24 protein-coding genes and 1 pseudogene are annotated in these 24,654 nt (G+C 68.8%); 11 read left to right on the top strand and 14 right to left on the bottom strand.

Annotation, left to right across the window (positions count from 1 at the left end):
- From GXZ33_RS09675 to dut, 5 genes are all read right to left on the bottom strand, one after another.
- The coding region (locus tag GXZ33_RS09675; RefSeq protein WP_291340828.1) for a hypothetical protein at nt 1-184 on the bottom strand (184 nt) is incomplete at its 3' end.
- Between the two features lie 113 nt (nt 185-297).
- Complete coding sequence (dxs, locus tag GXZ33_RS09680; protein ID WP_291340829.1) at nt 298-2,193, bottom strand: 1-deoxy-D-xylulose-5-phosphate synthase; 1,896 nt, start codon at nt 2,191-2,193, stop codon at nt 298-300.
- A gap of 76 nt (nt 2,194-2,269) precedes the next feature.
- Nucleotides 2,270-3,460, bottom strand: a complete 1,191-nt coding sequence (locus GXZ33_RS09685) for a TRAM domain-containing protein (RefSeq protein WP_291340830.1) — start codon at nt 3,458-3,460, stop codon at nt 2,270-2,272.
- Nucleotides 3,461-3,511: 51 nt separating this feature from the next.
- A complete protein-coding gene (locus GXZ33_RS09690) occupies nt 3,512-4,354 on the bottom strand; it encodes a DUF3710 domain-containing protein (protein WP_291340831.1) in 843 nt (280 codons plus the stop codon).
- Between the two features lie 47 nt (nt 4,355-4,401).
- Nucleotides 4,402-4,848 (bottom strand): dUTP diphosphatase, encoded by a 447-nt coding sequence (gene dut, locus GXZ33_RS09695; RefSeq protein WP_291340850.1) that lies wholly within the window; start codon nt 4,846-4,848, stop codon nt 4,402-4,404.
- A 45-nt stretch (nt 4,849-4,893) separates the two neighbouring features.
- Here dut and GXZ33_RS09700 point away from each other — a divergent pair, with 45 nt between their 5' ends.
- Entirely contained in the window at nt 4,894-5,418 is a 525-nt protein-coding gene (locus GXZ33_RS09700) for a DUF3093 domain-containing protein (RefSeq protein WP_291340832.1), read from the top strand.
- A gap of 82 nt (nt 5,419-5,500) precedes the next feature.
- Here GXZ33_RS09700 and GXZ33_RS09705 read toward each other — a convergent pair whose 3' ends face one another.
- Nucleotides 5,501-5,794, bottom strand: a complete 294-nt coding sequence (locus GXZ33_RS09705) for a DUF4193 domain-containing protein (RefSeq protein WP_291340833.1) — start codon at nt 5,792-5,794, stop codon at nt 5,501-5,503.
- A gap of 139 nt (nt 5,795-5,933) precedes the next feature.
- Nucleotides 5,934-6,788 carry an inositol monophosphatase family protein gene (locus tag GXZ33_RS09710; protein ID WP_291340834.1) on the bottom strand — a complete coding sequence of 285 codons (855 nt, stop codon included), beginning with the start codon at nt 6,786-6,788 and terminating at the stop codon, nt 5,934-5,936.
- 37 nt (nt 6,789-6,825) lie between these two features.
- On the opposite strand from GXZ33_RS09710, the gene ppgK reads away from it, so the two are divergent.
- Nucleotides 6,826-7,578 carry a polyphosphate--glucose phosphotransferase gene (ppgK, locus tag GXZ33_RS09715; protein ID WP_291340835.1) on the top strand — a complete coding sequence of 251 codons (753 nt, stop codon included), beginning with the start codon at nt 6,826-6,828 and terminating at the stop codon, nt 7,576-7,578.
- Nucleotides 7,579-7,765: 187 nt separating this feature from the next.
- Nucleotides 7,766-9,139, top strand: coding sequence for an RNA polymerase sigma factor (locus GXZ33_RS09720; RefSeq protein ID WP_291340836.1), 1,374 nt, complete (start codon nt 7,766-7,768; stop codon nt 9,137-9,139).
- A gap of 20 nt (nt 9,140-9,159) precedes the next feature.
- Here the strand turns inward: GXZ33_RS09720 and GXZ33_RS09725 are convergent, their stop codons facing one another.
- The 4 genes from GXZ33_RS09725 to GXZ33_RS09740 form a co-directional block, all read right to left on the bottom strand.
- Nucleotides 9,160-10,404, bottom strand: coding sequence for a DUF418 domain-containing protein (locus GXZ33_RS09725; RefSeq protein ID WP_291340837.1), 1,245 nt, complete (start codon nt 10,402-10,404; stop codon nt 9,160-9,162).
- A gap of 2 nt (nt 10,405-10,406) precedes the next feature.
- Nucleotides 10,407-10,970, bottom strand: coding sequence for a DUF4190 domain-containing protein (locus tag GXZ33_RS09730; protein ID WP_291340838.1), 564 nt, complete (start codon nt 10,968-10,970; stop codon nt 10,407-10,409).
- A gap of 92 nt (nt 10,971-11,062) precedes the next feature.
- Nucleotides 11,063-12,772: a DEAD/DEAH box helicase gene (locus GXZ33_RS09735; protein WP_291340839.1), complete on the bottom strand. Its 1,710-nt coding sequence runs from the start codon at nt 12,770-12,772 to the stop codon at nt 11,063-11,065.
- Nucleotides 12,769-13,008, bottom strand: a complete 240-nt coding sequence (locus tag GXZ33_RS09740) for a DUF3039 domain-containing protein (protein ID WP_291340840.1) — start codon at nt 13,006-13,008, stop codon at nt 12,769-12,771. The genes GXZ33_RS09735 and GXZ33_RS09740 overlap by 4 nt, the downstream gene beginning before the upstream one ends.
- 57 nt (nt 13,009-13,065) lie before the next feature.
- On the opposite strand from GXZ33_RS09740, the gene GXZ33_RS09745 reads away from it, so the two are divergent.
- The 6 genes from GXZ33_RS09745 (at nt 13,066) to galE (ending at nt 18,302) form a co-directional block, all read left to right on the top strand.
- A complete protein-coding gene (locus tag GXZ33_RS09745; RefSeq protein WP_291340841.1) occupies nt 13,066-13,539 on the top strand; it encodes a DUF3099 domain-containing protein in 474 nt (157 codons plus the stop codon).
- Entirely contained in the window at nt 13,536-15,041 is a 1,506-nt protein-coding gene (locus GXZ33_RS09750) for a class I SAM-dependent methyltransferase (protein WP_291340842.1), read from the top strand. The genes GXZ33_RS09745 and GXZ33_RS09750 overlap by 4 nt, the downstream gene beginning before the upstream one ends.
- Nucleotides 15,038-15,460, top strand: coding sequence for a D-aminoacyl-tRNA deacylase (gene dtd, locus GXZ33_RS09755; protein ID WP_291340843.1), 423 nt, complete (start codon nt 15,038-15,040; stop codon nt 15,458-15,460). Before GXZ33_RS09750 ends, dtd begins: the two co-directional genes overlap by 4 nt.
- Nucleotides 15,461-15,533: 73 nt before the next feature.
- Entirely contained in the window at nt 15,534-16,520 is a 987-nt protein-coding gene (locus GXZ33_RS09760; RefSeq protein ID WP_291340844.1) for a sigma-70 family RNA polymerase sigma factor, read from the top strand.
- A 118-nt stretch (nt 16,521-16,638) separates the two neighbouring features.
- A complete protein-coding gene (locus GXZ33_RS09765) occupies nt 16,639-17,319 on the top strand; it encodes an iron dependent repressor, metal binding and dimerization domain protein (protein ID WP_291340851.1) in 681 nt (226 codons plus the stop codon).
- Complete coding sequence (gene galE / locus GXZ33_RS09770; RefSeq protein WP_291340845.1) at nt 17,319-18,302, top strand: UDP-glucose 4-epimerase GalE; 984 nt, start codon at nt 17,319-17,321, stop codon at nt 18,300-18,302. Before GXZ33_RS09765 ends, galE begins: the two co-directional genes overlap by 1 nt.
- On the opposite strand, the gene GXZ33_RS09775 is transcribed toward galE, so the two are convergent.
- Nucleotides 18,299-19,363, bottom strand: a complete 1,065-nt coding sequence (locus GXZ33_RS09775; protein ID WP_291340846.1) for a DUF4192 domain-containing protein — start codon at nt 19,361-19,363, stop codon at nt 18,299-18,301. The two genes, galE and GXZ33_RS09775, sit on opposite strands and share 4 nt — an antisense overlap.
- Before the next feature lie 228 nt (nt 19,364-19,591).
- Here GXZ33_RS09775 and GXZ33_RS09780 point away from each other — a divergent pair, with 228 nt between their 5' ends.
- The gene (locus GXZ33_RS09780; protein ID WP_291340847.1) at nt 19,592-20,590 is read left to right on the top strand and encodes a PAC2 family protein; all 999 of its coding nucleotides are present in this window, start codon (nt 19,592-19,594) and stop codon (nt 20,588-20,590) included.
- A gap of 178 nt (nt 20,591-20,768) precedes the next feature.
- A complete protein-coding gene (locus GXZ33_RS09785) occupies nt 20,769-23,300 on the top strand; it encodes a DEAD/DEAH box helicase (RefSeq protein WP_291340848.1) in 2,532 nt (843 codons plus the stop codon).
- 166 nt (nt 23,301-23,466) lie between these two features.
- Here GXZ33_RS09785 and sucD read toward each other — a convergent pair whose 3' ends face one another.
- Nucleotides 23,467-24,345, bottom strand: coding sequence for a succinate--CoA ligase subunit alpha (gene sucD, locus GXZ33_RS09790; protein ID WP_291340849.1), 879 nt, complete (start codon nt 24,343-24,345; stop codon nt 23,467-23,469).
- Between the two features lie 14 nt (nt 24,346-24,359).
- A pseudogene (locus tag GXZ33_RS09795) lies at nt 24,360-24,654 on the bottom strand (succinate--CoA ligase subunit beta); the annotation flags it as partial.

Genomic DNA, 24,654 nt, shown 5'->3' on the forward strand with positions numbered 1-24,654 from the left:
CCCGCGCGGCGGTCTGGAGTTTCCGGTGACGGGTCGGGCCGAAGTAGACGCCGGCGAGTTTTTCCCATGCTCCGGCGTCCCGGAAGCCGAGATCAGCGAGGCCGGCTTCGGTCACCTCACCGGAGGTTAGTGCCTCCAGGACCGGCATGCCACGCAGCGCGCGGAACATCTCGATGATCTGCATGCCCCGGACGATAAACCCCCGTCGACCTTCCGTCGAGAAGCAGAAACGCCGGCCTGTGGACAACCCCCTGTTATCCACAGAAACGCCGCTCCCCGCGGAGCAGCGCTTGACAACTACCCTTCGACGAGTCCCTCGAGCCAGCCGCTGATCGACGTGAAGATGCCGTCGTGGTCGAGGCCGACCTCGGCGAGCAGCTCCGAGCGGGAGCTGTGCATCGGGAAGACGGAGGGGAAGCCGAGTCGACGCAGCGGGGTGTCCACCTCGGCGGCGGAGAGCACCTCGGACAGGAGGGAACCGACACCGCCGCGGACGATGCCGTCCTCGATGACCACCACGAGGTCGTGGTCGTCGGCCAGGCCGATGAGGGAGGCCGGGACCGGGACAATCCAGCGTGGGTCGACGACGGTGACGTTGACGCCGAGCGGCTCGAGTGAGGCGGCGACCTCGAGGGCCACGTCGGCGAAGGAGCCGACGGCGACGATGAGCACGTCGAGGCCGTCCTCGGCGGCGTCGCTGTAGTGGAGCATGTCCACGCCGTCCTCGAGCTGCATGAGGGCGGGGATCTCGGTGGGGAGAGCGCCCTTGGGGTAGCGGATGACGGTGGGGCCGTCCTGGATGTCGAGGCAGTCGTCAAAAAGCGTGCGCAGCTGTGCACCGTCGCGGGGTGCCGCGATGCGGACGCCGGGGACGATGCTGGTCAGCGCCATGTCCCAGACGCCGTTGTGGGAGGCGCCGTCGGGGCCGGTGACGCCGGAGCGGTCGAGGACGAGGGTGACGGGGAGGTTGAGGAGCGCAACGTCCATGAGCAGCTGGTCGAAGGCGCGGTTGAGGAATGTCGAGTAGATCGCCACGACGGGATGCATGCCCGCCAGCGCGAGGCCGGCGGCCGAGGTGACGGCGTGCTGCTCGGCGATGCCGACGTCGAAGAAGCGGTCCGGGAATTTCTCGGAGAAGGGCGCCAGTCCGGTGGGGCCGGCCATGGCGGCGGTGATGGCTACGATGTCCTCGCGTCGTTCCGCGGCGTCGAGCACGGCGTCGGTGAACACGCTCGTCCAGTCCGGCTGCGCCTGGCTCAGGGACACTCCGGTGAGCGGGTCGATGACGCCGGTGGCGTGCATCTGGTCGGCGAGGTCATTGACGGCGGGTGCGTAGCCGTGGCCCTTCTCGGTGACGGCGTGGACGATGATCGGGCCGTCGTAGTTGCGGGCGTAGGTCAGGGCGTGGAGCAGCGACTTGAGGTCGTGGCCCTTGACGGGGCCGACGTACTTCATGTTGAGCTCGGGGAACATCTCGGTCGGGATGATGTGGGACTTCACACCCTCCTTCACCGCGGAGAGCGCCTCGAAGGTGCGCTCCCCGACCCAGCCCATCGACTTGAGGGTCTTCTTGCCGTGCTCCATGAACTCGTCGTAGGAGCGTTCCATGCGGAGGCGGGCCAGGTTGTCGGCGAAGCCGCCGATGGTCGGTGAGTAGGAGCGGCCGTTGTCGTTGACCACGATGACCACGTTGCGGTCCTGGCCGGAGGCGATGTTGTTGAGCGCCTCCCAGCACATGCCGCCGGTGAGGGCGCCGTCACCGACGACGGCGACGACCTTGCGTTCGCTGCGTCCGGTGAGCTGGAAGGCCTTCGCCATGCCGTCGGCGTAGGACAGGGCGGCGGAGGCGTGGGAGGACTCGGTCCAGTCGTGCTCGGACTCGCCGCGGGCGGTGTAGCCGGAGATGCCGCCCCGCTGACGCAGGGTGTCGAAGGCGTCGGCCCGTCCGGTGAGGATCTTGTGCACGTAGGACTGGTGCGAGGTGTCGAAGATGATCGGGTCCTCGGGGGACTCGAAGATGCGGTGCAGCGCGATCGTCAGCTCGACGACGCCGAGGTTGGGGCCGAGGTGCCCACCGGTCGCGGACACCTTCTCCACGAGCAGCTGCCTGATCTCGTCCGCCAGTTCCTCAAGCTGTGCCACGCTGAGGTGCCTGAGATCGGCGGGCGACGACAGTCCACTGAGAATTCCCATCGTTGTCTGCTCGACTCCTTCAACCTTGTCCGACCGGGGTTCCGATCATCTTACCCGGACAATATCCTGCCCCGAATCAGCGTGTCAGTTCCGCCATGACCTCGAAGTGGTGTGTTCCGGGGAAAGCGTTGAGCACCGCCAGCCGCGCCACACGGTAGCCCTGCTCACCCCATGCGGCGACGTCCCGCGAGAAGGTCGCGGGATCACAGCCGACGTGGATGACCCGTTCCGGATTCTGCTTCGCGACGCCCGCCACCACGTCATCCCCCGCGCCCGTGCGCGGCGGGTCGAGCACCACGACACGCGGTGCCGGGAGGTTGCCGATCGCCTTCTCCACCATCTTGTTGTGCTTCTCGACGACGTACCCCTCCAGCGCCTCCTGCGTCAGCTTCGCCGCGGCCGGCGAGTAGTCGACGGAGTGGATGACGGCCCCCTCACCGAGGGCGTCCGCCAGGGCGGGCACAAACAGGCCGACACCGCCGTAGAGGTCCCAGCCGACGGCGTTCCCGTCCTTCCCGGCCGGCTCCAGGTCCGCGAGCCACTCCCGCACCAGGCCGGTGTAGGCGTCCGGGGCGGCGCTGTGGGCTTGCCAGAAGGCGGTGGCCGGGAAGCGGAACGTGTGGTCGTCGGCACGCTCGGTGACCGTGCCGGAACCCTCCAGCACCTGCTGCACCTTCTCCACGCGACGACCGCGCGGGGCACGACGGGTCTCCACGACGTGACGCTCCCCCGTCGAGTCCAGGACGGCGACGATCTCGGCGCCGGGCGTGTACGTCTCCTCGAGGAGACCGTCCAGCAGCCCCGGCACGACCTGGGTGCAGGCGACCGGGATGATCTCGTGGGAGTTCTTCGCCCGGAATCCGGCACGCCCCTGCTTGTCGACACCCAACCGCACCCGCGTCCGCCACCCACGCACCGGCTCCAGCGGGTGGAGCTCCGGGGTCGGCGGCTCGGCGACCCTGCCGAGGCGGGTGAGCTGCCCCAGCAGGATGTCGGCCTTCAGCTGCGTCTCCGCCGCCGGATCCAGATCACCGAAGTCACAGCAGCCGGCTCCCGCGGCAGCCGCCGGGCAGGCCTGGTCGACGCGGAGCGGACCGGGGGTGGTCACGCTGACGACCTCGGCGCGGGCGAAGCGCTTCTTGTCCTGCGTGATGGACACCTCGACGACGTCGCCGGGGTACGCGCCGCGCACGAAGACGACCCGCCCGTCCAGCTCGGCGATGCCTTCGCCGCCGTGCGCCATGCGGGTGATCTCGAGTTCGGTCACAGAAGTGCTCCTTGGGTGGTTGAGAAGAGAAGAATCAGACCTTACACGCCGCTACTTGTCGGTGGTGTCGGTGGTCTCCGTGGTCTCAGTGGCCGATCCGTCAGCCAGATCACGCAGGGCGGAAGCGGTGTCGTCGATGGCCTGCTCCTCCTCCGGGGTCCCCTGCGCCGCCTGGGCCTGGTTCGCCTGGGCCTGGCGGATGTCGGCGGCCCGCTGCTCCATCGCCTGCTGCACCTGGGACACCAGCTGCTTCGGCAGCACGACGGGCAGGGAGTTGCCGGCCAGGATCGGCTCGTCGCCGCGGTAGACGAAGGTGCGGGCGGTGACCTCACGGGCGAGGTCACGCAGACCCTCCTCCCGGCCGGTGGGGGCGGTGGTGGTCATGCGGACCATCCAGCGCGGCCCCTCGACGCCGATGACGCGGATCGTGCCGTGCTTGCCGCTGCCGACGACCTCGGGACCCCACGGGCCCTGCTCGACCTCCACGGTGAGACCGTCGGCGGTCATGCCCTGGACGATCAGCTCGCTGGCCTCGGCCCACTGGCCGGCGGAGGTCGGGGCGGCGAAGACGACGGGGGTGATCCGGCCGAACTCGGTGACGATGTGGACCATCTTCGGCCCCTGCTCACCCATCTCGACCTGCACCTGGGAGGTCTTCGGCAGCGGGATGCGCATCGACCCGAGGTCGAGGATGCCGAGCGAGAAGTCGCTGAAGTCGAACTCCGCGATGTTGACCGTGTCACCGTCGAAGGGGCCGGTGTCACCGTCGACGGCCTGCGGCTCCACGCTCTCCGGGACCTCCGGGGTGGGCTCCTCGTAGGTGGACTCGGCCTCCTCGGCTGTCCCGGTGTCGTGCGGCTGGTCCTGCTTCTTGCCGAATGGCCACAGTGCCATGAGTCATCGTCTCCTTGAGGTTGTGTTTCGGCCCACTGTACTAGTGGCTAGTGCACTCCGGTCGAGCCGTGGCCTCCGGTTCCCCGCTCGGTGGTGTCGAGTTCCTCCACCTCCACGAAGTCGACGAGCTCGACCCGCTGGATCACCAGCTGCGCGATGCGCATGCCGCGGGTGATCTCGACCGGGGTGTGCGGGTCCAGGTTGATGAGGGACACCTTGATCTCCCCCCGGTAGTCGGCGTCGACCGTGCCGGGTGCGTTGACGATGCTCAGTCCCTGCTTCGCCGCCAGTCCGGAACGCGGGTGGATGAGTCCCACGGTGCCCAGCGGCAGGGCCAGCGCGATGCCGGTGCCGACGAGCTGCCGCTCCCCCGGGGCGAGGGTCACGTCGGTGGTCGCGTAGAGGTCGACGCCGGCGTCACCCCGGTGGGCGCGGGCGGGAAGGGGCAGGTCCTTGTCCAGTCGGGTGATGCGGACCGGGCTGAATTCACTCATGTACGTCACGGGCCCCAATCTACCCATGGGTTAGAGTGGTGAATCGTGAGTGACACCGGTTCCGCTTCCGCTTCCCCCGTCCGCACGCTCTACCGTGAGCGCCAGTGGGTTCCGCTCTACTGGTGGTTCCTGGCGGCTTTCCTCGTGGTGCTGACCTCGATGCAGCTCTACCACAACCGCACGATCATGTGGCTGATCGTGCCGCTGGTCGTCTTGTCGGCGATCGCGGTGTGGATCCTGCTGAGCTGGTCGTCGACGGTGCTCACCGTGGAGGAGGACCCGGACGGCACGCGCTGGTTGTCGGTGAAGTCCGCGAACCTGCCGCACACCGTGGTGTCCCGTTCCCTGGCTGTGCCCGCGACGGCGAAGCGCAACGCGATGGGCCGTCAGCTCGACCCCGCCGCCTTCGTCGCCTCGCACGGCTGGATCCACGAGATGGTGATGCTGGTCCTCGACGATCCGCAGGACCCCACCCCCTACTGGCTGGTGAGCACCCGCAACCCCGAGGCGCTGCTCCGGGCGTACCTGCCCGAGCAGACGGACACCTCGCTGGCGCACCTCGAGCGGTGACGCCCCCTGAGAAGACGGAGAAAGCGCCTGTCCACCGGATGGTGGGCAGGCGCTTTCCCTGTTCCCGGGAGGAGCCGGGGTTCTAGGCGCAGTCCAGGCAGACCTCGGAACCGTCGTCCTGGGTGTAGGCGACACGGTTACGACGCTGCACCAGGAAGCACTCCGCGCAGGTGAACTCGTCGGCCTGCTTCGGCACGACGGTGACGTTGAGCTCCTCGCCGGACAGATCCACGGCCGGGAGGTCGAAGGGCTCGACGATTTCGCCGTCGTCGTCGATGCCGGGGCTCTGGCTCTCGGCGGCCTTCAGGCCCTCGAGGGAGTCGGTGTCGAGCTCGTCCTCTACTCGGCGGCGCGGTGCGTCGTAATCAGTCGCCATAACTCGTGCATCCTTCACGTGTAGATCGTCCGCGGTCCACGGTCGATGTGCCTAGTGTCGTGCCGCATATTAAGCCAGAATTCCCCGCCTGTCATACTCCCAGTTCGCGGGGGTGTTTCCTGGGGTTTACCCGGAGTTTTCAGCGGCCTGTGAGCGGGGTGAGCACACCGGCGTCGGTGATGAGTTCCTGCCATGCGTCGGCAAGCTGCCCGGCGGCCGCGGAGACGGCCTCACCGGCGGACCCGGGCGTCGACAGGCGGGGGGTGTGCACCACCGCGCCCGCCTCCCGCGCGATGAGGGCGCCGGCGGCGAAATCCCAGCAGTGCAGTCCGTGTTCGTAGAAGGCGTCGACGGTGCCTTCGGCGACGCGGCAGAAGTCGAGCGCGGCGGCCCCCATGCGGCGGATGTCGCGGACCTGCGGCAGCACGGTCGTCAACAGCGCCGCCTGCTGGGCACGCCAGGCGGCGGAGTAGGAGAAACCGGTCGCCACCAGCGCCAGCGCGGGATCGGTGAGGGCGTTGCAGCGCAGTGCCACCTCCTCCCCCGCACCCGAACGGGTCGCCCCGTGGCCGCGCGCCGCGGAGTAGACCAGCCCGCGCGGGACGTTGACCACGCAGCCGGCGATGACCTCCCCGTCGACGGCGGCGGCGATGGAGACCGCGTACTCGGGCAGGCCGTAGAGGAAGTTGACGGTGCCGTCGATGGGGTCGACCACCCAGGAGACGCCGCTTGCCGACGCCCGCTCACTCCCCTCCTCACCGATGATCCCGTCGTCGGGCCGCAGGGCGAGCAGCCGGTCGACGATGTGGTCCTCGGCGAGGGTGTCCACGACGGTCACCGGGTCCACCGCGGAGGTCTTGGTGGTGGCGAAACCCCGGATGTCCCCACCCCCCTGTTCGGCGAGTTCCGCCCGCTTGGCCAGGATGCGTTCGCCGGTGGCCACGGCGACCTCGACGGCGATGTCACGGAGCTGCACAGGATCGTGAAGAGTCATGGGGACCATTGTGCCCGCACTTTGTATGCTGGGCGCCATGAGCAACATCGGCTTCGGTATTGACATCGGCGGATCCGGCATCAAGGGTGCCCGCGTCGACCTGGACAACGGCGAGTTCGTCGGCGACCGCATCAAGATCAGGACGCCGCAGCCTGCGACCCCTGAGGCGGTGGCGGAGACCGTCGCCGAGATCGTGCGCATCGCGGAGTGGGACGGCCCGGTGGGCCTGACCATGCCCAGCGTGATCAAGGGGCAGGTCGCCCGCACCGCCGCGAACATCGACGGGTCGTGGATCGGCACCGACGTTCACGAGCTGTTCGGCCGGTATCTCGGCGACCGCGAGATCAGCGTGCTCAACGACGCCGACGCCGCCGGCATCGCGGAGGTCGCCTTCGGTGATCCGCGGGCACGACAGGGTTCGGCGCTGTTCCTCACCTTCGGCACGGGCATCGGCTCGGCGCTGCTCATCGACGGCCACCTGTTCCCCAACACCGAGCTCGGCCACATCATGATCGGTGACTTCGAGGCGGAGGAGCGGGCCTCCTCGGCGGCGAAGGACCGGGATGAGCTGAGCTTCAAGAAGTGGGCGAAGCGTGTCACGCGGGTGCTCGCCGAGTATGAGCGTCTGCTCAACCCCGGTGCGTTCATCGTCGGTGGCGGCATCTCCCGCGACCATGCGAAGTGGGTTCCGCTGCTTGAGGTGGAGGCCCCGGTCTTCCCCGCGCAGCTGCGTAACCGGGCCGGGATCGTGGGTGCCGCCATGGCGGTGGCGGCCCACGTGGCGCCCTGATCCGGCGGGCTGAGACCCCGGGTGGTTGAACCGCCCGGGAATAATTGCTCTATACTGGGCGGTTGATCGTGAAGACCATGCCGACGGTGGACGTCGGCGGATTTTCACTAGTGTGGTCCCCGGGGGCTGGTTCCCCATCCCCGTACAGGGGCGAGCACATTCATGTTGGCTAGGCGAAAGGGCGTACGTGGCAGCCACGGATTCTTCAGGCAATGCAGCGACCGACAATGCAGAGACTACTGCGTCGGCCGCCGACACTCCGGTGAAGAAGGCCGCCAAGAAGGTGGCGAAGAAGACCGCGCGCAAGGTCGCCAAGAAGACTGCGCGCAAGGTCGCGAAGAAGACCACGCGCAAGGTAGCCAAGAAGGCCGTCAAGAAGACGGCCCGCAAGGCCACCAAGGCCACCACCAAGGCTGCGACCGACGACGAGGGCCTCGAGGAGGAGCTCGACGACGAGCTCGAGCCCGAGGAGCCGGACTTCGACGAGGAGAACCTCGACGAGGATGAGCTCGGCGACGAGGAAGAGGAGGAGGAAGAGGAGGAAGAGGACGAGGGTGCGTCCGTCTGGGACGAGGACGAGTCCGCTGCCCTCCGTCAGGCCCGCAAGGATGCGGAGCTGACCGCCTCCGCCGACTCCGTCCGCGCCTACCTCAAGCAGATCGGCAAGGTAGCCCTGCTCAACGCGGAGCAGGAGGTGTCCCTGGCCAAGCGCATCGAGGCCGGTCTGTACGCCACCTACCGCATGGAGCAGATGGAGGAGGCCTTCGCCGCCGGCGACAAGGACGCGAAGCTGACCCCCGCGGTCAAGCGTGATCTGCGTGCCATCGCCCGTGACGGCCGGAAGGCCAAGAACCACCTGCTGGAGGCGAACCTCCGTCTGGTGGTCTCCCTGGCGAAGCGGTACACGGGCCGTGGCATGGCGTTCCTGGATCTCATCCAGGAGGGCAACCTTGGTCTCATCCGCGCCGTCGAGAAGTTCGACTACACCAAGGGCTACAAGTTCTCGACGTACGCCACCTGGTGGATCCGTCAGGCCATCACCCGTGCCATGGCCGACCAGGCCCGCACCATCCGTATCCCGGTGCACATGGTGGAGGTCATCAACAAGCTGGGTCGTATCCAGCGTGAGCTGCTCCAGGACCTCGGCCGCGAGCCCACCCCGCTCGAGCTGGCCAAGGAGATGGACATCACCGAGGAGAAGGTCCTCGAGATCCAGCAGTACGCCCGTGAGCCGATCTCCCTGGACCAGACCATCGGCGACGAGGGTGACTCCCAGCTCGGTGACTTCATCGAGGACTCCGAGGCTGTCGTCGCCGTCGACGCCGTCTCCTTCACCCTCCTGCAGGATCAGCTGCAGGATGTGCTGCAGACCCTGTCCGAGCGTGAGGCCGGTGTCGTCCGCCTGCGCTTCGGCCTGACCGACGGTATGCCGCGCACCCTCGACGAGATCGGCCAGGTCTACGGCGTCACGCGTGAGCGCATCCGCCAGATCGAGTCGAAGACGATGTCCAAGCTGCGTCACCCCTCGCGTTCGCAGGTGCTGCGCGACTACCTGGACTAGGCTTGCCGACGCCGCCCCGGTCACCTCCGGTGACCGGGGCTTTTCTGTGCCTGGTAGGTGGCGGGCAGGCCCGTGCGGCCGTAGCTGACACGCCGGTGGGCCCATTCGACCGGGCCGGGCCAGCCCCGCAGGTCCCACACGTACGCCCAGAGCAGGGTGGTCAGCCACACCCCGGTGGCGATGCCCATCTGCGGCAGGATGCCGGCCTCGCGGCCGAGGCCGAGGGTGAAGGGCTGGGTGAGGATGAGGAAGAGCACCGACTGCAGGATGTAGCCCGACATCGACCGCCGGCCGAGTGCGACGAAGGCCCGCAGCGCCGGGTTCAGAGTAGCGGTGGTGTCGGTGGTGCCCCGGAAGAGCAGCGCCACGAGGGCCAGGATGCCGGGGCCGGTGAGCAGCCCGAAGCTGTTGTTGAGGACGAACAGCGGCGTCTCCCACGAGGTCGGCAACACCCCGATGGAGGACAGTCCCCAGGGCAGGCCGATGAGCAGGATGACGGCGGCAGCCACGCCCACCCAGATGCGGAGGAGGCGGTGGTGCCGGTCGACGTCGACAAGCACCCCCCTCCGCGCCCACACGAAGCCGATGATCATGAGCGGCCCCAGCATGAGGGCCGCCAGCGGCAGGCTGCCCAGGGTGCCCAGCAGGCCGAAGGCGTTGAAGCCGAGGTATTCGGCGTAGTTGCCGATCCGGAGGTCCTCGGGGCTGAAGTTCAGGTCGGTCATGCCCGGGTAGAGCATCATCGCGACGGCCACCCCCGACATGACGAGCAGCTGCAGGCCGAGGAGCACCCACGCGAGGATCATGAGGGTGCGGTCACGCAGGGTGATCATCGCGATGAGGACCATGGCGATCACGGCGTACTGCACGATGATGTCGCCGTAGAAGAGCAGCACGAGGTGGCCGACACCGATGAGGGCGAGCAGACCGTAGCGCCGCCACAGGACCTTCCGTGCCTGCCCCGGCGGGAAACCACGCCGCCACAGGCTCATGGTGATCAGTCCGACACCGAACCCGAGCAGCGTGGTGAACATCGCCAGGCCGCGCACATGGACGAACATGCCGTGGAACACCGCCGCGAGGGACTCCAGGAGCGTCGGGGTGCCGTAGATGCCGCCGAACCCGGCGGCAAGGTCGGCGTTGTGGGGGATCGCCCAGGCGGTGGGGAGATTCGCCACCGCGATGCCGAGCAGCGCCAGCCCCCGGGCCAGGTCGGGGGCGAGGTAACGGACCTTCTGCGGGGGCGGGTGCATCGGGGCGCCCATGTCTACTGGTTCAACCAGGTGTCGATCGCCCGCTCCACGCACTCCTGACGCTGCGCCGGATCCGTGATGCTGAGGCAGTCCGCCATGCCGCTGTCCGCCATGATCACCCCGAACACCACCCAGAAGATGATGGACAGACCGATCGCGATGATCGACAGCACCAGGCCACCGACGGACATGCCCGTGCGACGACCGGGGCCGTTGATGCGGCGGCCCCGCACCAGCGCGACGACACCGACGATGAGGCCGACCAGACCGGCGAGGAAGGCGAAGGCCGTCGCCACGAGGCTCAGCCCCATGACGAGCGCCAGGATGCCCAGGCCCAGGGCCCAGGGGGCGACGCCGTTCTTCTCCTCGTCCACCGCCCAGGTCGTGCCGACGTCACTGCTGTATCCGCCGTAGCCCGCCCCGTACGCGGGTTCCGCGGAGGGGACAGAGGGAGTGGCCTCCGCCCCGCCGGAGGGGTACCGGTAGGCCTCGTAGTTCGGGGGCGTCCCGGGTGTCCCGGACCGGTCAAGGCCGGACTGGTCGTCCCGGGGGTTGTCGGGGGTGAAGGGGTTGCTCATGTCCGTCGACTTTCCGTGTGCTGTCAGTGTGGTGACTCCACACTAACCACTGGAGCTCCCCGGCGCGGAGCACCCCGCGCTGAAGTGGCCGGTCACCACTGGCGCAGATAGGCGATCCGGTCCCGGAGCTGCTCGGCGGTGCACAGGGCCGTGGGCGGTCCGCCGCAGGCGTTGCGGGCCTCGGTGTGGATCGCGCCGTGCGGGCGACCGGTGCGTCCGGCGGTGATGGAGACGATGGCGTTGAGCTCCTTGCGCAGCTGCGGGATCTCGTCGCTGGCCACGCGCTCGGCGGCCGCCCTGTTGCCCGCGGACTGGCGGGCCTCCTCGTCGGCCTTGGCGGCGGCGTCGCGGGCGTCGAGCTGCTCCTCCTGCCGCTTGCGCAGGAGTGCCTTCATCTGGTCGGCGTCGAGAAGCCCCGGGAGGCCGAGGTAGTCCGCCTCCTCGTCGGAGCCGGCGAAGGTGGCGGTGCCGTAGGTGGAGCCGTCGTAGATGAGGGAGTCGAGTTCGGCCTCGGCGCCGAGGGACTCGTAGGCCTTCTCCTCGTCCTTCTCGGTCTCCTCGCGGTTGGCCTCGGCGAGCGCCTCATCGTCCCAGCCCTCCTGGGGGCGGTCAGGTTTGCCCAGGACATGGTCACGGGAGGTCTCAAGCTTCTCCGCCAGGCCCAGCAGGACCGGCACGGAGGGCAGGAACACGGACGCGGTCTCGCCGGGCATGCGGGAACGCACGAAACGGCCGATGGCCTGGGCGAAGAAGAGCGGGGTGGCGGCAGAGGTCGCGTAGACGCCGACGGCCAGACGGGGGACGTCCACGCCCTCGGAGACCATGCGGACGGCGACCATCCACTCGTCGGTGTTGTTGGAGAAGTCCTCGATGCGCTGGGAGGATCCGGGCTCGTCCGAGAGGATGACGGCCACCGGGGTGGTGGACATCTTCTCCAGGATCCTCGCGTAGGCACGGGCCGTGGCCGTGTCGGTGGCGATGACCAGGCCACCGGCGTCGGGCATGTTCTTGCGCAGCTGCAGCAGGCGGGTGTGCGCGGCCTGCAGGACGGCCGGGATCCAGTCGCCCTTGGGGTCGAGCGCCGTCTTCCAGGCGCGTGCCGTCTGCTCCGCGTTGAGTGGCTCCCCCAGGCGGGCGGCGTACTCCTCGCCGGCGGAGGTGCGCCAGCGGGCCTCACCCGAGTAGGCGAGGAACACCACGGGGCGGACGACGCCGTCGGCCAGCGCGTCGGCGTAGCCGTAGGTGTGGTCCGAGCGGGAGACGAGGTGGCCCTCGCCGTCCTCCTCGTAGCGGACGAAGGGGATGGCGGCGTCATCGGAGCGGAAGGGCGTTCCGGTCAGGGCGAGCCGGTGCTCGGCGTCGGCGTAGGCCTCCCGGATGCCGTCGCCCCAGCTCTTGGCGTCACCGCCGTGGTGGATCTCGTCGAGGATCACCAGGGAGCGCTTCGCCGAGCACACCGCGTGGTGCTTGTACGGGTGCATGGACACCTGGGCGTAGGTCACCACGACGCCGTCGTAGGCGGGGTTGACCGCCGAGGCGTTGGTGAAGTGCGGGTCGAGCGCCAGGCCGACGCGGGCGGCGGCCTGGGACCACTGGATCTTCAGGTGCTCGGTGGGCACGACGACGATGATGCGGTCGACGGTCCGGGAGGCCTTGAGTTCAGTGGCCACGCGCAGCGCGAACGTCGTCTTGCCGGCGCCCGGGGTCGCGACCGCCAGGAAATCCTTCGGTTTGTGGAGCAGGAACTTCGTCAGCGCCGACCGCTGCCAGGCGCGGAGCTGCCCCTTCGCGGCCCCACTCACTTGCGACGCAGGCCCTTGTAGATCCGTTCGCAGTCGGGGCACACCGGCGAACCCGGCTTGGCCTGCTTGGTCACCGGGAAGGTCTCGCCGCACAGGGCGACGACCATGTTGCCGCTCACGGCGGATTCGACGATCTGGTTCTTCTTGACGTAGTGGAAGAACTTCGGGGTGCCGTCGTCGAGGTCGGTGTCTTCCCTGATGTCGGTGCGTTCGATGGTCTTCGTACTGGTCTTCACGCGAACCATCATGCCCCACATCTGACCGGAAAGGCACACAGGGCTACCCTGAGCTGTATGGATCAGGACACCTACGACGCCGTTGAGGACCCCGCGGACAACTCCCGGAGCGGTGCTGCCCGTGGTCGGCGCAAGCTGCTGCGACGCCGCCGTGCGGAACTGATCACCACCGCCCGCCGTTCCCCCGCCGAGAATCTGCGCCACCGTGAGCGCGTGTACACCTGGCTCCAGCTCTCCCGTGTCCCGGCACTGCTCATCAGCGCCGGCAGCTACCTGTGGCTGGGTGACTGGCTCTTCTCCGGAATCCTCTTCCTCATCTCCGTCCCGCTGCCGTGGATCGCGGTGGTCATCGCGAACGGCAAGGGTGAGGTCCGGGAGAAGCGCACCCGCAACGTCTACAAGCCGCAGGCGGCCCGCGAGTACTACGCCGCCGTCGACGCAGCCCGGGACGCCGAACTGGCGGCCCCGGAGCGCCTGGAGCTGGACACGGGCGAATCCGACATCATCGACCACGAGGAGGACACCAAGTGACTCTCGCCGCGCTCGCCCCCGAGCTGATCACCCTGTTCCGCGAGGCCGGGTTCACCGCCGACGGCATCGCCGCCCACCTGGGCCCCGACGCCACCGAGGCGATGCACCGCGGCGAACCCGCGGCCGTCCGGTACGCCGCCTCCGATGACTCCCTGTTGTCGCGGCTCATCCGTTTCTTCGTGCTCCGCGACGCCCTCCCGGCCACCGCCCTCGCCGACCTGGTGGGTGCCTCCCTGGCCACCCGGCTTCTCGACGCCGGCGCCGTCCGCGCCGACCGCTCCGGCACGGTCACCCCGGTGCTGGACATCCGCCCGCACGTCATCGTGGGTGAGAACCGCTGGATCTTCTCCGACGCCGACGCCTCCATGACGCAGCACGTCCCCGGCCCCGACCACGTGCTCGGCGTCGGGGCGGCGAGTCTGTCGCTGCTGCAGTCCACGCCGGTCACCCCGGTGGACACCGTCCTCGACCTGGGCACCGGCTCCGGTGTCCAGGCGCTCGGCCAGGTGGGGGTCGCCACCCACATCACGGCCACCGACATCCATCCGCGGGCCCTCGAGCTGGCGGCCGCCACCTTCGCAGGTGCCGGCGCCCCCGTGGAACTCCTGCAGGGCGCCTGGTTCGAGCCGGTCGCCGGCCGGACCTTCGACCGCATCGTGGCCAACCCGCCGTTCGTCGTCGGTCTCCCGGAGGTCGGCCACGTCTACCGGGACTCCGGACTCAACCTCGACGGTGCCTCCGAGCTGGTGGTCTCCCAGACGCCGGAGCACCTCGCCCCGGGTGGTACCGCGCATCTGCTGGCCGCCTGGGTGCACACCCACGAGGAGTCCTGGGCCTCCCGCGTCGCCTCCTGGCTGCCCCGGCGCGGCGTCGCGGCGTGGATCATCGAGAGGGACGTCGCCGACCCGGCGCACTACGTGGGCACGTGGCTGCGCGACGAGTCCGTCGACCCCCGCTCCCCCGCCGCCGCGGAGCGGACGCAGGCCTGGCTCCGCCACTTCGCCGACCACGGGGTGACCGGCATCGGCTTCGGGTTCGTCGCCATCCGGGAGATCGGCGACGAGCCCTCCGACATCATGGCCGAGACCATGCCGCAGGCCTTCACCGATCCCCTGGGCCCCGAGATCGACGAGTACTTCGACCGCATCGCCTGGCTGCGGCACCGCTCCGCGGAGGACCTGGCCACCGCGACCTTCCTCGCCCGCCCGGGCCTCGCCCGGGAGGACATCTCCCAGGCGGACCTCGACGCCGGCGTCGGTTTCGCCCCCGCCGCCCTGCGGCTGACGCGGACGGACGGACCACGGTGGTCGCACGACGTCGACAAGCATCTGGCGTCGATCGTCGCCGGGCTGCACCCGCAGGGGCTCTCCCTCGGGGAGGTCGTGGGCCTCTACGCGATGGCCAACGACCTCGACGAGGGGCAGCTGCTGGAGTCCGCGATCCCCGCCGTCGTCGACCTCGTGCGTCACGGTCTGGTGCTGCCGGCGGAGCTGGTCCTGTGAAGGCCGTCCTGACGCGCGTGAGCTCCGCCTCCGTGACCGTCGACGGGCAGGTCGTCGGCGAGATCGGCCCCGGCCTCCTGGCTCTGGTGGGCGTCGGCCGGGAGGACGCCCCCGACGCGTGGGAGACGATGGTGCGCAAGATCGCGGAGCTGCGCATCCTCGACGGGGAGCAGAGTGTCTCCGAGGCCGGGCAGTCCGTCCTGCTGGTCAGCCAGTTCACCCTCCACGGCCGGACCGCGAAGGGACGGCGTCCCAGCTGGTCGGACGCCGCGCCGGGTGAGGTGGCGGAGCCGGTGATGGCGAAGATCGCCGCGGGTCTGCGGGACCGGGGCATCCCCGTGGAGGAGGGTGTCTTCGGCGCGATGATGCAGGTCGCGTCGGTCAACGAGGGGCCGTTCACCGTGCTCGTGGAGTGCTGAACGGCTTTCGGGAACAAAACCGGCCGCAGAAGCGTTGACTCATTAAGACCGGCGAAAAATAGGAGGCCTCCTGATGACTAAACCTTCTCTGCAGGATTCTGACGTAGAGACCACCGACCGCGGTAGCCGTCGCGGCCAGACGAACGACAACCCGTCCGCGGACCTGGTTCGTGTTTATCTCAACGGAATCGGGCGCACCGCGCTGCTGAATGCGGAGGAGGAGGTGGAGCTCGCCCAGCGGATCGAGGTCGGACTGTACGCCGCTCATCTGCTGGAGTCGGACCGTAAGCTGACCCGCGCCATGAAGCGTGACCTCAAGGTGCTGGCGAAGGACGGCAACAAGGCCCGCGCGCACCTGCTGGAGGCGAACCTGCGTCTCGTCGTCTCCCTGGCGAAGCGTTACACCGGCCGCGGCATGCCGCTGCTGGACCTCATCCAGGAGGGCAACCTGGGTCTTATCCGTGCGATGGAGAAGTTCGACTACGCCAAGGGCTTCAAGTTCTCCACTTACGCGACCTGGTGGATCCGTCAGGCCATCACCCGTGGCATGGCCGACCAGTCGCGCACGATCCGTCTCCCCGTCCACCTCGTGGAGCAGGTGAACAAGCTCTCCCGCATCAAGCGCGAGATGTACCAGCACCTGGGCCGTGAGGCCACCAACGAGGAGCTGGCCGATGAGTCCGGCATCGAGGAGTCCCGCATCGAGATGCTGCTCCGTCAGTCCCGTGACCCGGTGTCCCTGGACATGCCCGTCGGCGCCGACGAGGAGGCACCGCTGGGTGACTTCATCGAGGACGCCGAGGCCACCGACGCCGAGTCGGCGGTCGTGGCCACCATGCGTCACTCGGACATCCGTGCCGTGCTGGGCACCCTCGAGGACCGCGAGCAGGACGTCATCCGCCTGCGTTACGGCCTGGACGACGGTGTGCCGCGCACCCTGGACCAGATCGGCCGCCGCTTCGGGCTGTCCCGTGAGCGTGTCCGCCAGATCGAGCGTGAGGTCATGAGCAAGCTGCGTGACGGGCACCGCGCCGACCGACTCCGCGAGTACGCTCTCTGAGCGACCACCCGCATCATGCCCGTTGACACGGGTGACACCGCCCTCCCGGACCCCGGGAGGGCGTTCTCCTTTAAGGTAGGCTTCTACCCAATGTGACTTGCAGAAAGGCGTTGTGGCTGTGAAGGATCTGGTCGATACCACCGAAATGTATCTGCGGACGATCTACGAGCTCGAGGAGGAGGGCATCGTCCCTCTCCGGGCCCGTATCGCCGAGCGCCTGGAGCAGTCGGGGCCGACCGTCAGCCAGACCGTCGCGCGCATGGAGCGCGACAACCTCGTCATCGTCCGCCCGGACCGTTCCCTCGAGATGACCCCGGAGGGCCGCGAGCTGGCCACCGCCGTCATGCGCAAGCACCGCCTCGCCGAGCGTCTGCTCACCGACATCCTCGGCCTGGACATCCACCAGGTCCACGATGAGGCCTGCCGCTGGGAGCACGTCATGAGCGAGGCCGTCGAGCAGCGCGTCGTCGCCGTCCTCGAGGACGCCACCCGTTCCCCCTTCGGCAACCCGATCCCGGGCCTGGACGCCCTGGGGGTTGCGGGCCCGGCCACCGCCGACCACGGCATCCGTGTCGTCGACCTGCCCGAGGGGAAGCCGGTGGAGGCCCGTATCGTGCAGCTCAACGAGATCCTCCAGGTGGATCTGGAGCAGTTCGCCCGGCTCGTCGACGCCGGCATCGGTGTCGGCGCGACGGTCACCGTCACCCATGAGGGCGGTACGATCCGTCTCTCCTCCGGGGGCTCCGACGTGGAGCTCAACCCGGAGCTCGCCCACGCCGTCCGCGTGGAGCTCGTCTGATGAAGCTGCTGGTCACCGGCGGTGCCGGGTACGTCGGTTCCGTCTGCGCGCAGGTCCTGCTCGAGGCGGGCCACGAGGTGGTCATCATCGACCAGTTCACCACCGGCAACCGGGAGGCCGTGCCCTCCGGGGCCCGTCTGGTCGAGGGTGACCTCCGTGACGTCGCCGCGACCGTGCTCGACGAGGGGGGTTTCGACGGGGTGCTGCACTTCGCCGCCCGTTCGCTGGTGGGTGAGTCCGTGGAGAAGCCCGAGGAGTACTGGCAGCACAACGTGGTCACCACGCTCGTGCTTCTCGACGCCATGCGGGCCGCCGGTGTGACCAACCTCGTGTTCTCCTCCACCGCCGCCACCTACGGCGAGCCGGAGGTCGTGCCCATCACCGAGGACATGCCGACGCAGCCGACCAACCCCTACGGTGCGTCGAAGCTGGCGATCGACCACATCATCACCTCCTACGCCCACGCCCACGGGCTGGCGGCGACGAGCCTGCGATACTTCAACGTGGCCGGCGCCTACGGTGACATCGGCGAGAACCGGGAGATCGAGACGCACCTCATCCCGCTGGTCCTGCAGGTGGCCCTGGGGCACCGCGAGAAGATCTTCATGTTCGGTGATGACTGGCCCACCGCCGACGGCACCCCGGTCCGCGACTACATCCACATCCGGGATCTCGCGGACGCCCATGTCCTGGCGCTGGAGACGAACGAGCCGGGCCGCCACCGGATCTACAACCTGGGGTCCGGCGACGGCTACTCGGTCCGCGAGGTCATCGACATGTGCCGGAAGGTGACCGGCCACCCGATCCCCGCCGAGGTGGCTCCCCGGCGCGCGGGTGACCCGGCCACGCTCATCGCCTCCTCCGACCGCATCCGGCGGGAGCTGGGGTGGAACCCCACCCGCACCGACCTGGAGACGATCGTCACCGATGCCTGGGCCTTCACCAGCCGGCTCGGTGACCGAGCCTGGTCCGCCCGGCGTTAGGCCGCCTGCTCCTGCGGCGGTTCGCTCACCCCGTGGTTGGCCCGCACCATCCGGGAGCCCTCCCGCACGGACCTCACCATGAAGTCGAAGGCGCCGGCCTGCGCGGGCGCGAGCAGCAGGCGGGAGAGGGAGTGGCTGCGGTCCTCCTCCAGCACGGCCAGCAGGGCGTGGGTGGTGCGCATGGTCAGGTTCAGTTCCACCATGCACAGCGCGTACAGCGCGAGTGCGTTGTGGCGGATGAGGCCCGTGAACGTCCGGGCCACCGCCAGCATGAGCTGCGCGCCGGGGGTCGGCTGCTGCAGCACGTCCTCGATGAGCAGGTCACGCAGCTCCAGGGTGCCCAGCAGGGTCGCGACGGTGAGCAGGACCTCATCGTCGGAGAGCAGGGCGTCGAGCGGCACGTCCCGGGCCTCCTCGATGAGCAGGCGGGCGTCGGCGGCCAAGGCGGCGTAGACCGTCGGTGACAGCTCCCGTGCCCGCTCCAGGGCGAAGCGGGTGAGGTACTCACACTCCTCGTCGTCGAAGTGGCGGTTGGCGCGTCGGAAATGCTCCCGTGTCTCCTCCCGGTTGAGGTCGGGCAGCTGGCCCTGCTCCAGCAGCGGCTCCATCGCCCGGGCGCCGGACACCGGGGCGATGACGTCCTCCGTCCAGGCCCCGTCGAGTTCGTGCAGCGCCGAGTAGGGGCCGAATCCGATCCTCACCGGTTCCCCGGTGAGGATCTCCCGGGTCACCCACGCCAGGTCGAGCTGCAGGATCCGGGTGCGGGTGAGGGCGACGAGGGTGTCGATGATCTCGTTGATCTCCGGGTCCGGGCGGGTGGTCACGAGGAATCCGAACACCACCTCAGGGTCCATGTCCTCGATGGTCCGGGCCAGGTCAGGGAGCATGACCAGGTCATCCAGGTCGATGCGCAGCACCGGGCCCAGTTCCAGGTGGTGGCGGGAGTCCGTCCCGGAGAACGTGACGAAGACGAGGGAGTCGTGGGGGTAGAAGCCGAGGATGCCCGGCAGGTTGGCGGCGATCTGTCCCGGTGAGTTCAGTGTCGTGGTGGCTGCTGTCATGACCCGCACACTGCCGTGGATCGGGGCGGGGTGCGAGGGGACGTCGGAAAGCGGCACCCGTGCCTGTGGACAACCCCACCTTGTCCACAGGCCGTCGGAGGCGCGCTGGCGGACCATTACCGGATCGGGCAGAATGGTACGGCTAGACTGGACCCTCACTGGAATAACACCCGTGTGAGGTGCGTTGCAGCGGATGTATGCCGTTGGAGCCGAAGGAGGATGATGGGTATGCAGGACAATGAGCGCCGCATGTACGAGCTCGAGTACCCGGCCCCGGAGGTGGGTGCGGGGACACAGGACGGTCCGACGCTGATCGTCGCCCTGCAGGGGTACGCCGATGCAGGCCACGCCGTCGAGACGAGCGCCGATCACCTGCTCGCCGCCCTGGACTCACGTCCCTTGGCGTCGTTCAACAATGACGAACTGATCGACTACCGTTCGCGTCGCCCCGCCGTAACCATGGACAACCACCAGATCACCGGGATGGAGAACCTCAACCTCGGGATGCGCGTGCTCCGCGACACCGAGGAACGGTCCTTCCTGCTGCTCTCCGGCCCCGAGCCGGACCTGCGGTGGGAGGCCTTCACCGAGGCGGTCGCCGATCTGGTGGAGAAGTTCGGCGTGCGCCGGACCATCTGCCTCTACGCTGCGCCGATGGCCGTGCCGCACACCCGTCCCCTCGTGGTGTCCGCGCACAGCAACACCCCGCAGCTGGTGAACTCCATGTTCACCTATGACTCGAAGGTCGTCCTGCCGGGTTCGGCGTCCATGATGATCGAGCGTGCCCTGCACAAGCGCGGCCTCAACGTCGCCGGCTTCACCGCCCACGTCCCGCACTACCTCGCGGCGTCGCCCTACCCGGCCGCCACCCACGAGCTGCTGGACGCCGTGGCGCGTGCCGCCGACCTCACCTTCCCGCTCCGCGCGATCGAGGTCGACATCGAGCGCGTCGCGCAGCAGCTCGCGGAGCAGGTCGACGACAGCCATGAGATCCAGCAGGTCGTCGCCCACCTGGAGCGCCAGTACGACGAGGAGCTGGAGCGCTACCGCGCCTCCAACCCGAAGGCCATGCTGCCGGGTGAGCACGAGATGCCCTCCGGCGATGAGATCGGTGAGGAGTTCGAACGTTTCCTCGCCGCCCTCGACGCCACCGAGGAGGACAACCGGACCGAGGAGGTCGGCGGTCCGCGTGAGCTGCCGGACGAGGACCCGGACGACGACGAGTAGGACCGCCCGCCCCGCCTGCCCCATCACCGGGGTCGGCGGGGTGTTTTTCACCCGCACCGGGGACCCGGCACCGCGCCTCCGCACGGCCGGACGGTGAGGGTGCGGGTGCAACGGGCCCCGGGGGCGGCCTCCTCCGCGCGGCAGGCGGCTAGGGTGAATAGGTGTGAACCTCGCTCAAATGTTGCCTGACCTGTCCGACGTCCCCGAGAGCCTGCTGGATGAATCGATCTTCGATTCCTTCCTCGCCTGGGTACGGGGGCGCGGCATCGAGCTCTACCCCGCGCAGGAGGAGGCGGCGCTGGGCATCCTGGCCGGTGACAACGTCATCCTGGCCACGCCGACGGGCTCGGGTAAGTCGATGGTGGCCAACGCGGCGCACTTCATCGCCATGGCCCGCGGGCAGCGTTCCTTCTACACCGCCCCGATCAAGGCGCTGGTGAGCGAGAAGTTCTTCGCCCTGTGCGAGATCTTCGGCCCAGAGAACGTCGGCATGATGACCGGCGACGCGACCGTCAACGGCAGGGCCCCCATCATCGCGGCGACCGCGGAGATCGTGGCCAACATCGCGCTTCGCGACGGCGCCGAGGCCGCCATCGACCAGGTCGTCATGGATGAGTTCCACTACTACTCCGACCCGGAGCGGGGCTGGGCGTGGCAGGTGCCGCTGCTGGAGCTGCCGAAGGCGCAGTTCCTGCTCATGTCCGCCACCCTCGGTGACACGACCTTCCTGCAGGAGGACCTCACCGCCCGCACGGGCCGGACGACGTCGCTGGTGGCGGGTTCGGAGCGTCCGGTGCCGCTGGACTTCTCCTACGTGTACACGCCGGTGCACGAGACGATCGAGAACCTGCTGGAGGACGGCAAGGCACCCATCTACGTGGTGCACTTCTCGCAGCGTGAGGCCACGGAGCGGGCCCAGGCGCTGACGAGCCTGAAGATCATCGACGACGAGACCAAGGAGAAGATCGTCGCGGAGATCGGCAGCTTCCGCTTCACGACGACCTACGGCAGGACCCTCTCCCGCCTCCTGCGCCGCGGCATCGGCGTCCATCACGCCGGCATGCTGCCCAAGTACCGCCGCCTGGTCGAGCGTCTCTCCCAGACCGGCCTGCTCAAGGTCATCTGCGGCACCGACACGCTCGGCGTGGGCATCAACGTGCCGATCCGCACCGTGCTCATGACCGGTCTGGCGAAATTCGACGGCACCCGCCAGCGCATCCTCAAGTCGCGTGAGTTCCACCAGATCGCCGGCCGCGCGGGCCGTGCCGGTTATGACACCGAGGGCACCGTCGTCGTCGAGGCCCCGGAGCACGAGATCGAGAACTGGCGCCTGCGCCAGCGCGCCGGATCCGACCCGAAGAAGCTGAAGAAGCTGCGCCTCAAGTCCGTGCGGGAGGGTGAGGTCACCTGGTCGGAGAAGACCTACGAGCGTCTCACCGTCGCTGAGCCGGAGCCGATGAGCTCGCAGTTCCGCATGACCAACTCGATGCTGCTCAACGTCATCGCCCGCCCCGGCAACGGTTACGAGCACCTCAGGCACCTGCTGCGCACCAACCATGACACCCGCGCCAAGCAGAACCGCGACATCCTCCACACCCTGGAGCTGTTCAGGGGCCTCCTCAACGCCGGCATCGTGGTCAAGGCTGAGGACGGGACCGACGAGGAGGGCCGCCCCTACCACCTCACGCAGGAGCTGCAGCGCGACTTCGCCCTCAACCAGCCGCTCTCCCCCTTCGCGCTGGCCGCACTGACGCTGCTGGACCCGGAGTCCGAGAGCTACACCGTCGACGTCATCTCCACGTTCGAGGCCATTCTCGACGACCCCCGGCCCCTCCTCCAGGCCCAGCAGAAGCAGGCCCGCGGCGAGGAGATCGCCGCGCTCAAGGCCGAGGGCGTCGACTACACCGAGCGCATGGCCATCGTCGAGGACATCACCTGGCCGCAGCCGCTGGCCGAGGAACTCGAGGACGCCTACGACACCTTCACCGAGGGCGCTCCCTGGGCCCGTGAGTTCGAGCTCTCCCCCAAATCGGTCGTGCGCGACATGATCGAGCACGCCATGACCTTCTCGGACCTCATCGCCACCTACGGGCTGGCCCGCTCCGAGGGTGTCGTCCTGCGCTACCTCACCGACGCCTGGCGCACCCTGCGTCAGTCGGTCCCCCTCGATTCGCTCAACGACGAGCTGGAGGACGTCATCGAGTGGCTCGGTGAGCTCATCCGCCAGGTCGACTCCTCGCTCATCGACGAGTGGGCCCAGATGGGCGACGAGGACACCCCCATCTCCAAGGAGGACCTGGAGCGCGAACTCGCCTTCGGCCTCGAGGACCCCACGGCCCTGACCGCCAACCAGCGGGCGTTCACCATCATGGTGCGCAACCTCATGTGGCGCCTGGTCGAGCTGTTCGCATGGGAGAAGGAGGACCGCCTCGCCGATCTCCTCGACTACCTGGAGCGCGACGAGAAGCCCGACTGGGGTGCCGAGCTCGACGCCTACTTCGACGAGTACGCCGACCTCGACATCGGTGCCGACGCCCGCGGCGGCGACTACTTCTCCCTCACCCGCGACGGCCGCGAGTGGACCGCCCGGCAGATCATCAAGGACCCGGAGGGCGACAACTCCTTCCAGCTGGTCGCCGTGGTCGACCTCGACGCCTCCGACGCGGAGGGCGAGGTGCGGCTGAAGAACCTGGAGATGATCAGGAGTTAGAGGCAGGGCCACCAGTACTGCCCCGGTCTCCTCCCCCACGGGAGGAAGGTGTCCCGCTCGGAGTAGTGGCGGAGTGCCCGTTCACACAGTTCCTCCTCCACCGGTACTCCTGAGGAAATAGTCCAGACCCTGCTCCCGCACCGCGGTTGGGCCTGTGCGCCCCGGACTACATACTCCCGACGATCTCCCGCATGATCTCCGCGGTTTCCGTCGGCGTCGTGCCCACCCGGACGCCGGCCGCCTCCAGAGCCTCCTTCTTGGCCTGGGCCGTACCGACGGAGCCGGTGACGATCGCCCCGGCGTGCCCCATGGTCTTGCCCTCCGGGGCGGTGAACCCGGCGACGTAGCCGACGACCGGTTTGCTCACGTGCTTCCTGATGAAGTCCGCCGCGCGTTCCTCGGCGTCACCGCCGATCTCACCGATCATGACGATGGCCTGCGTGTCGTCGTCTCCCTCGAAGAGGGTGAGGGCGTCGATGAAGTCGGTGCCGATGAGCGGGTCGCCGCCGATGCCGATCGCGGTGGAGATGCCGACGTCGGAGAGCTCGTTCATCATCTGGTACGTCAGCGTGCCCGACTTGGAGATGAGCCCCACCGGGCCGGAGCCGGTGATCGTCGCCGGGATGATGCCGGCCAGGGACGTCTCCGGGGTGATGAGGCCGGGGCAGTTCGGGCCGATGATCCGCGAGGTGTCCCCCGCGCGGGCCAGCATCTCGGCGGTGTCCTGGACGGGCACGCCCTCGGTGATGACGACGATGAGCGGCATCTGCGCGTCGATCGCCTCGATCACCGCATCCTTGACGTACGGCGCCGGGACGAAGACGACGGAGACGTTCGCGTCGGTGGCCGCGCGGGCGTCGGCGACGGTGGCGAACACCGGGAGGTCCTCGCCACCCAGGGCCACCGTCTCCCCCGCCTTCTTCGGGTTGGTGCCGCCGACCACGCGGGCGCCGGCCGCGAGCATGCGCTCGGTGTGCAGGCGACCTTCCCGTCCGGTGATGCCCTGGACAATGATGCGGGAGTCGGCGTCGAGAAGCACTGCCATGTCAGATCCTTTCGCTATGCGACGCTCGGCGTCATCGCGGCCAGTTCGGTCACCTTGTCCCCGGCCTCTTCCATGTCCGCGACGACGGTGACCAGCGGGTGGTCGAAGTCCTCGAGGATGGCGCGGCCCTCGTCGACGCTGTTGCCGTCGAGACGCACGACGATCGGGCGGGAGGCGTCGTCGAGCCTGGTGAGGGCCTCGACGATACCGGTGGCGACAGCATCACAGGAGGTGATGCCGCCGAAAACGTTGACGAGCACGCTGCGGACCTCGTCGTCCGACAGCACGATCTCCAGCGCCGCGGTCATC

Origin of the sequence: Corynebacterium sp. (genome assembly GCF_012838985.1) — a bacterium.
In the GTDB taxonomy this organism is placed as follows: domain Bacteria; phylum Actinomycetota; class Actinomycetes; order Mycobacteriales; family Mycobacteriaceae; genus Corynebacterium.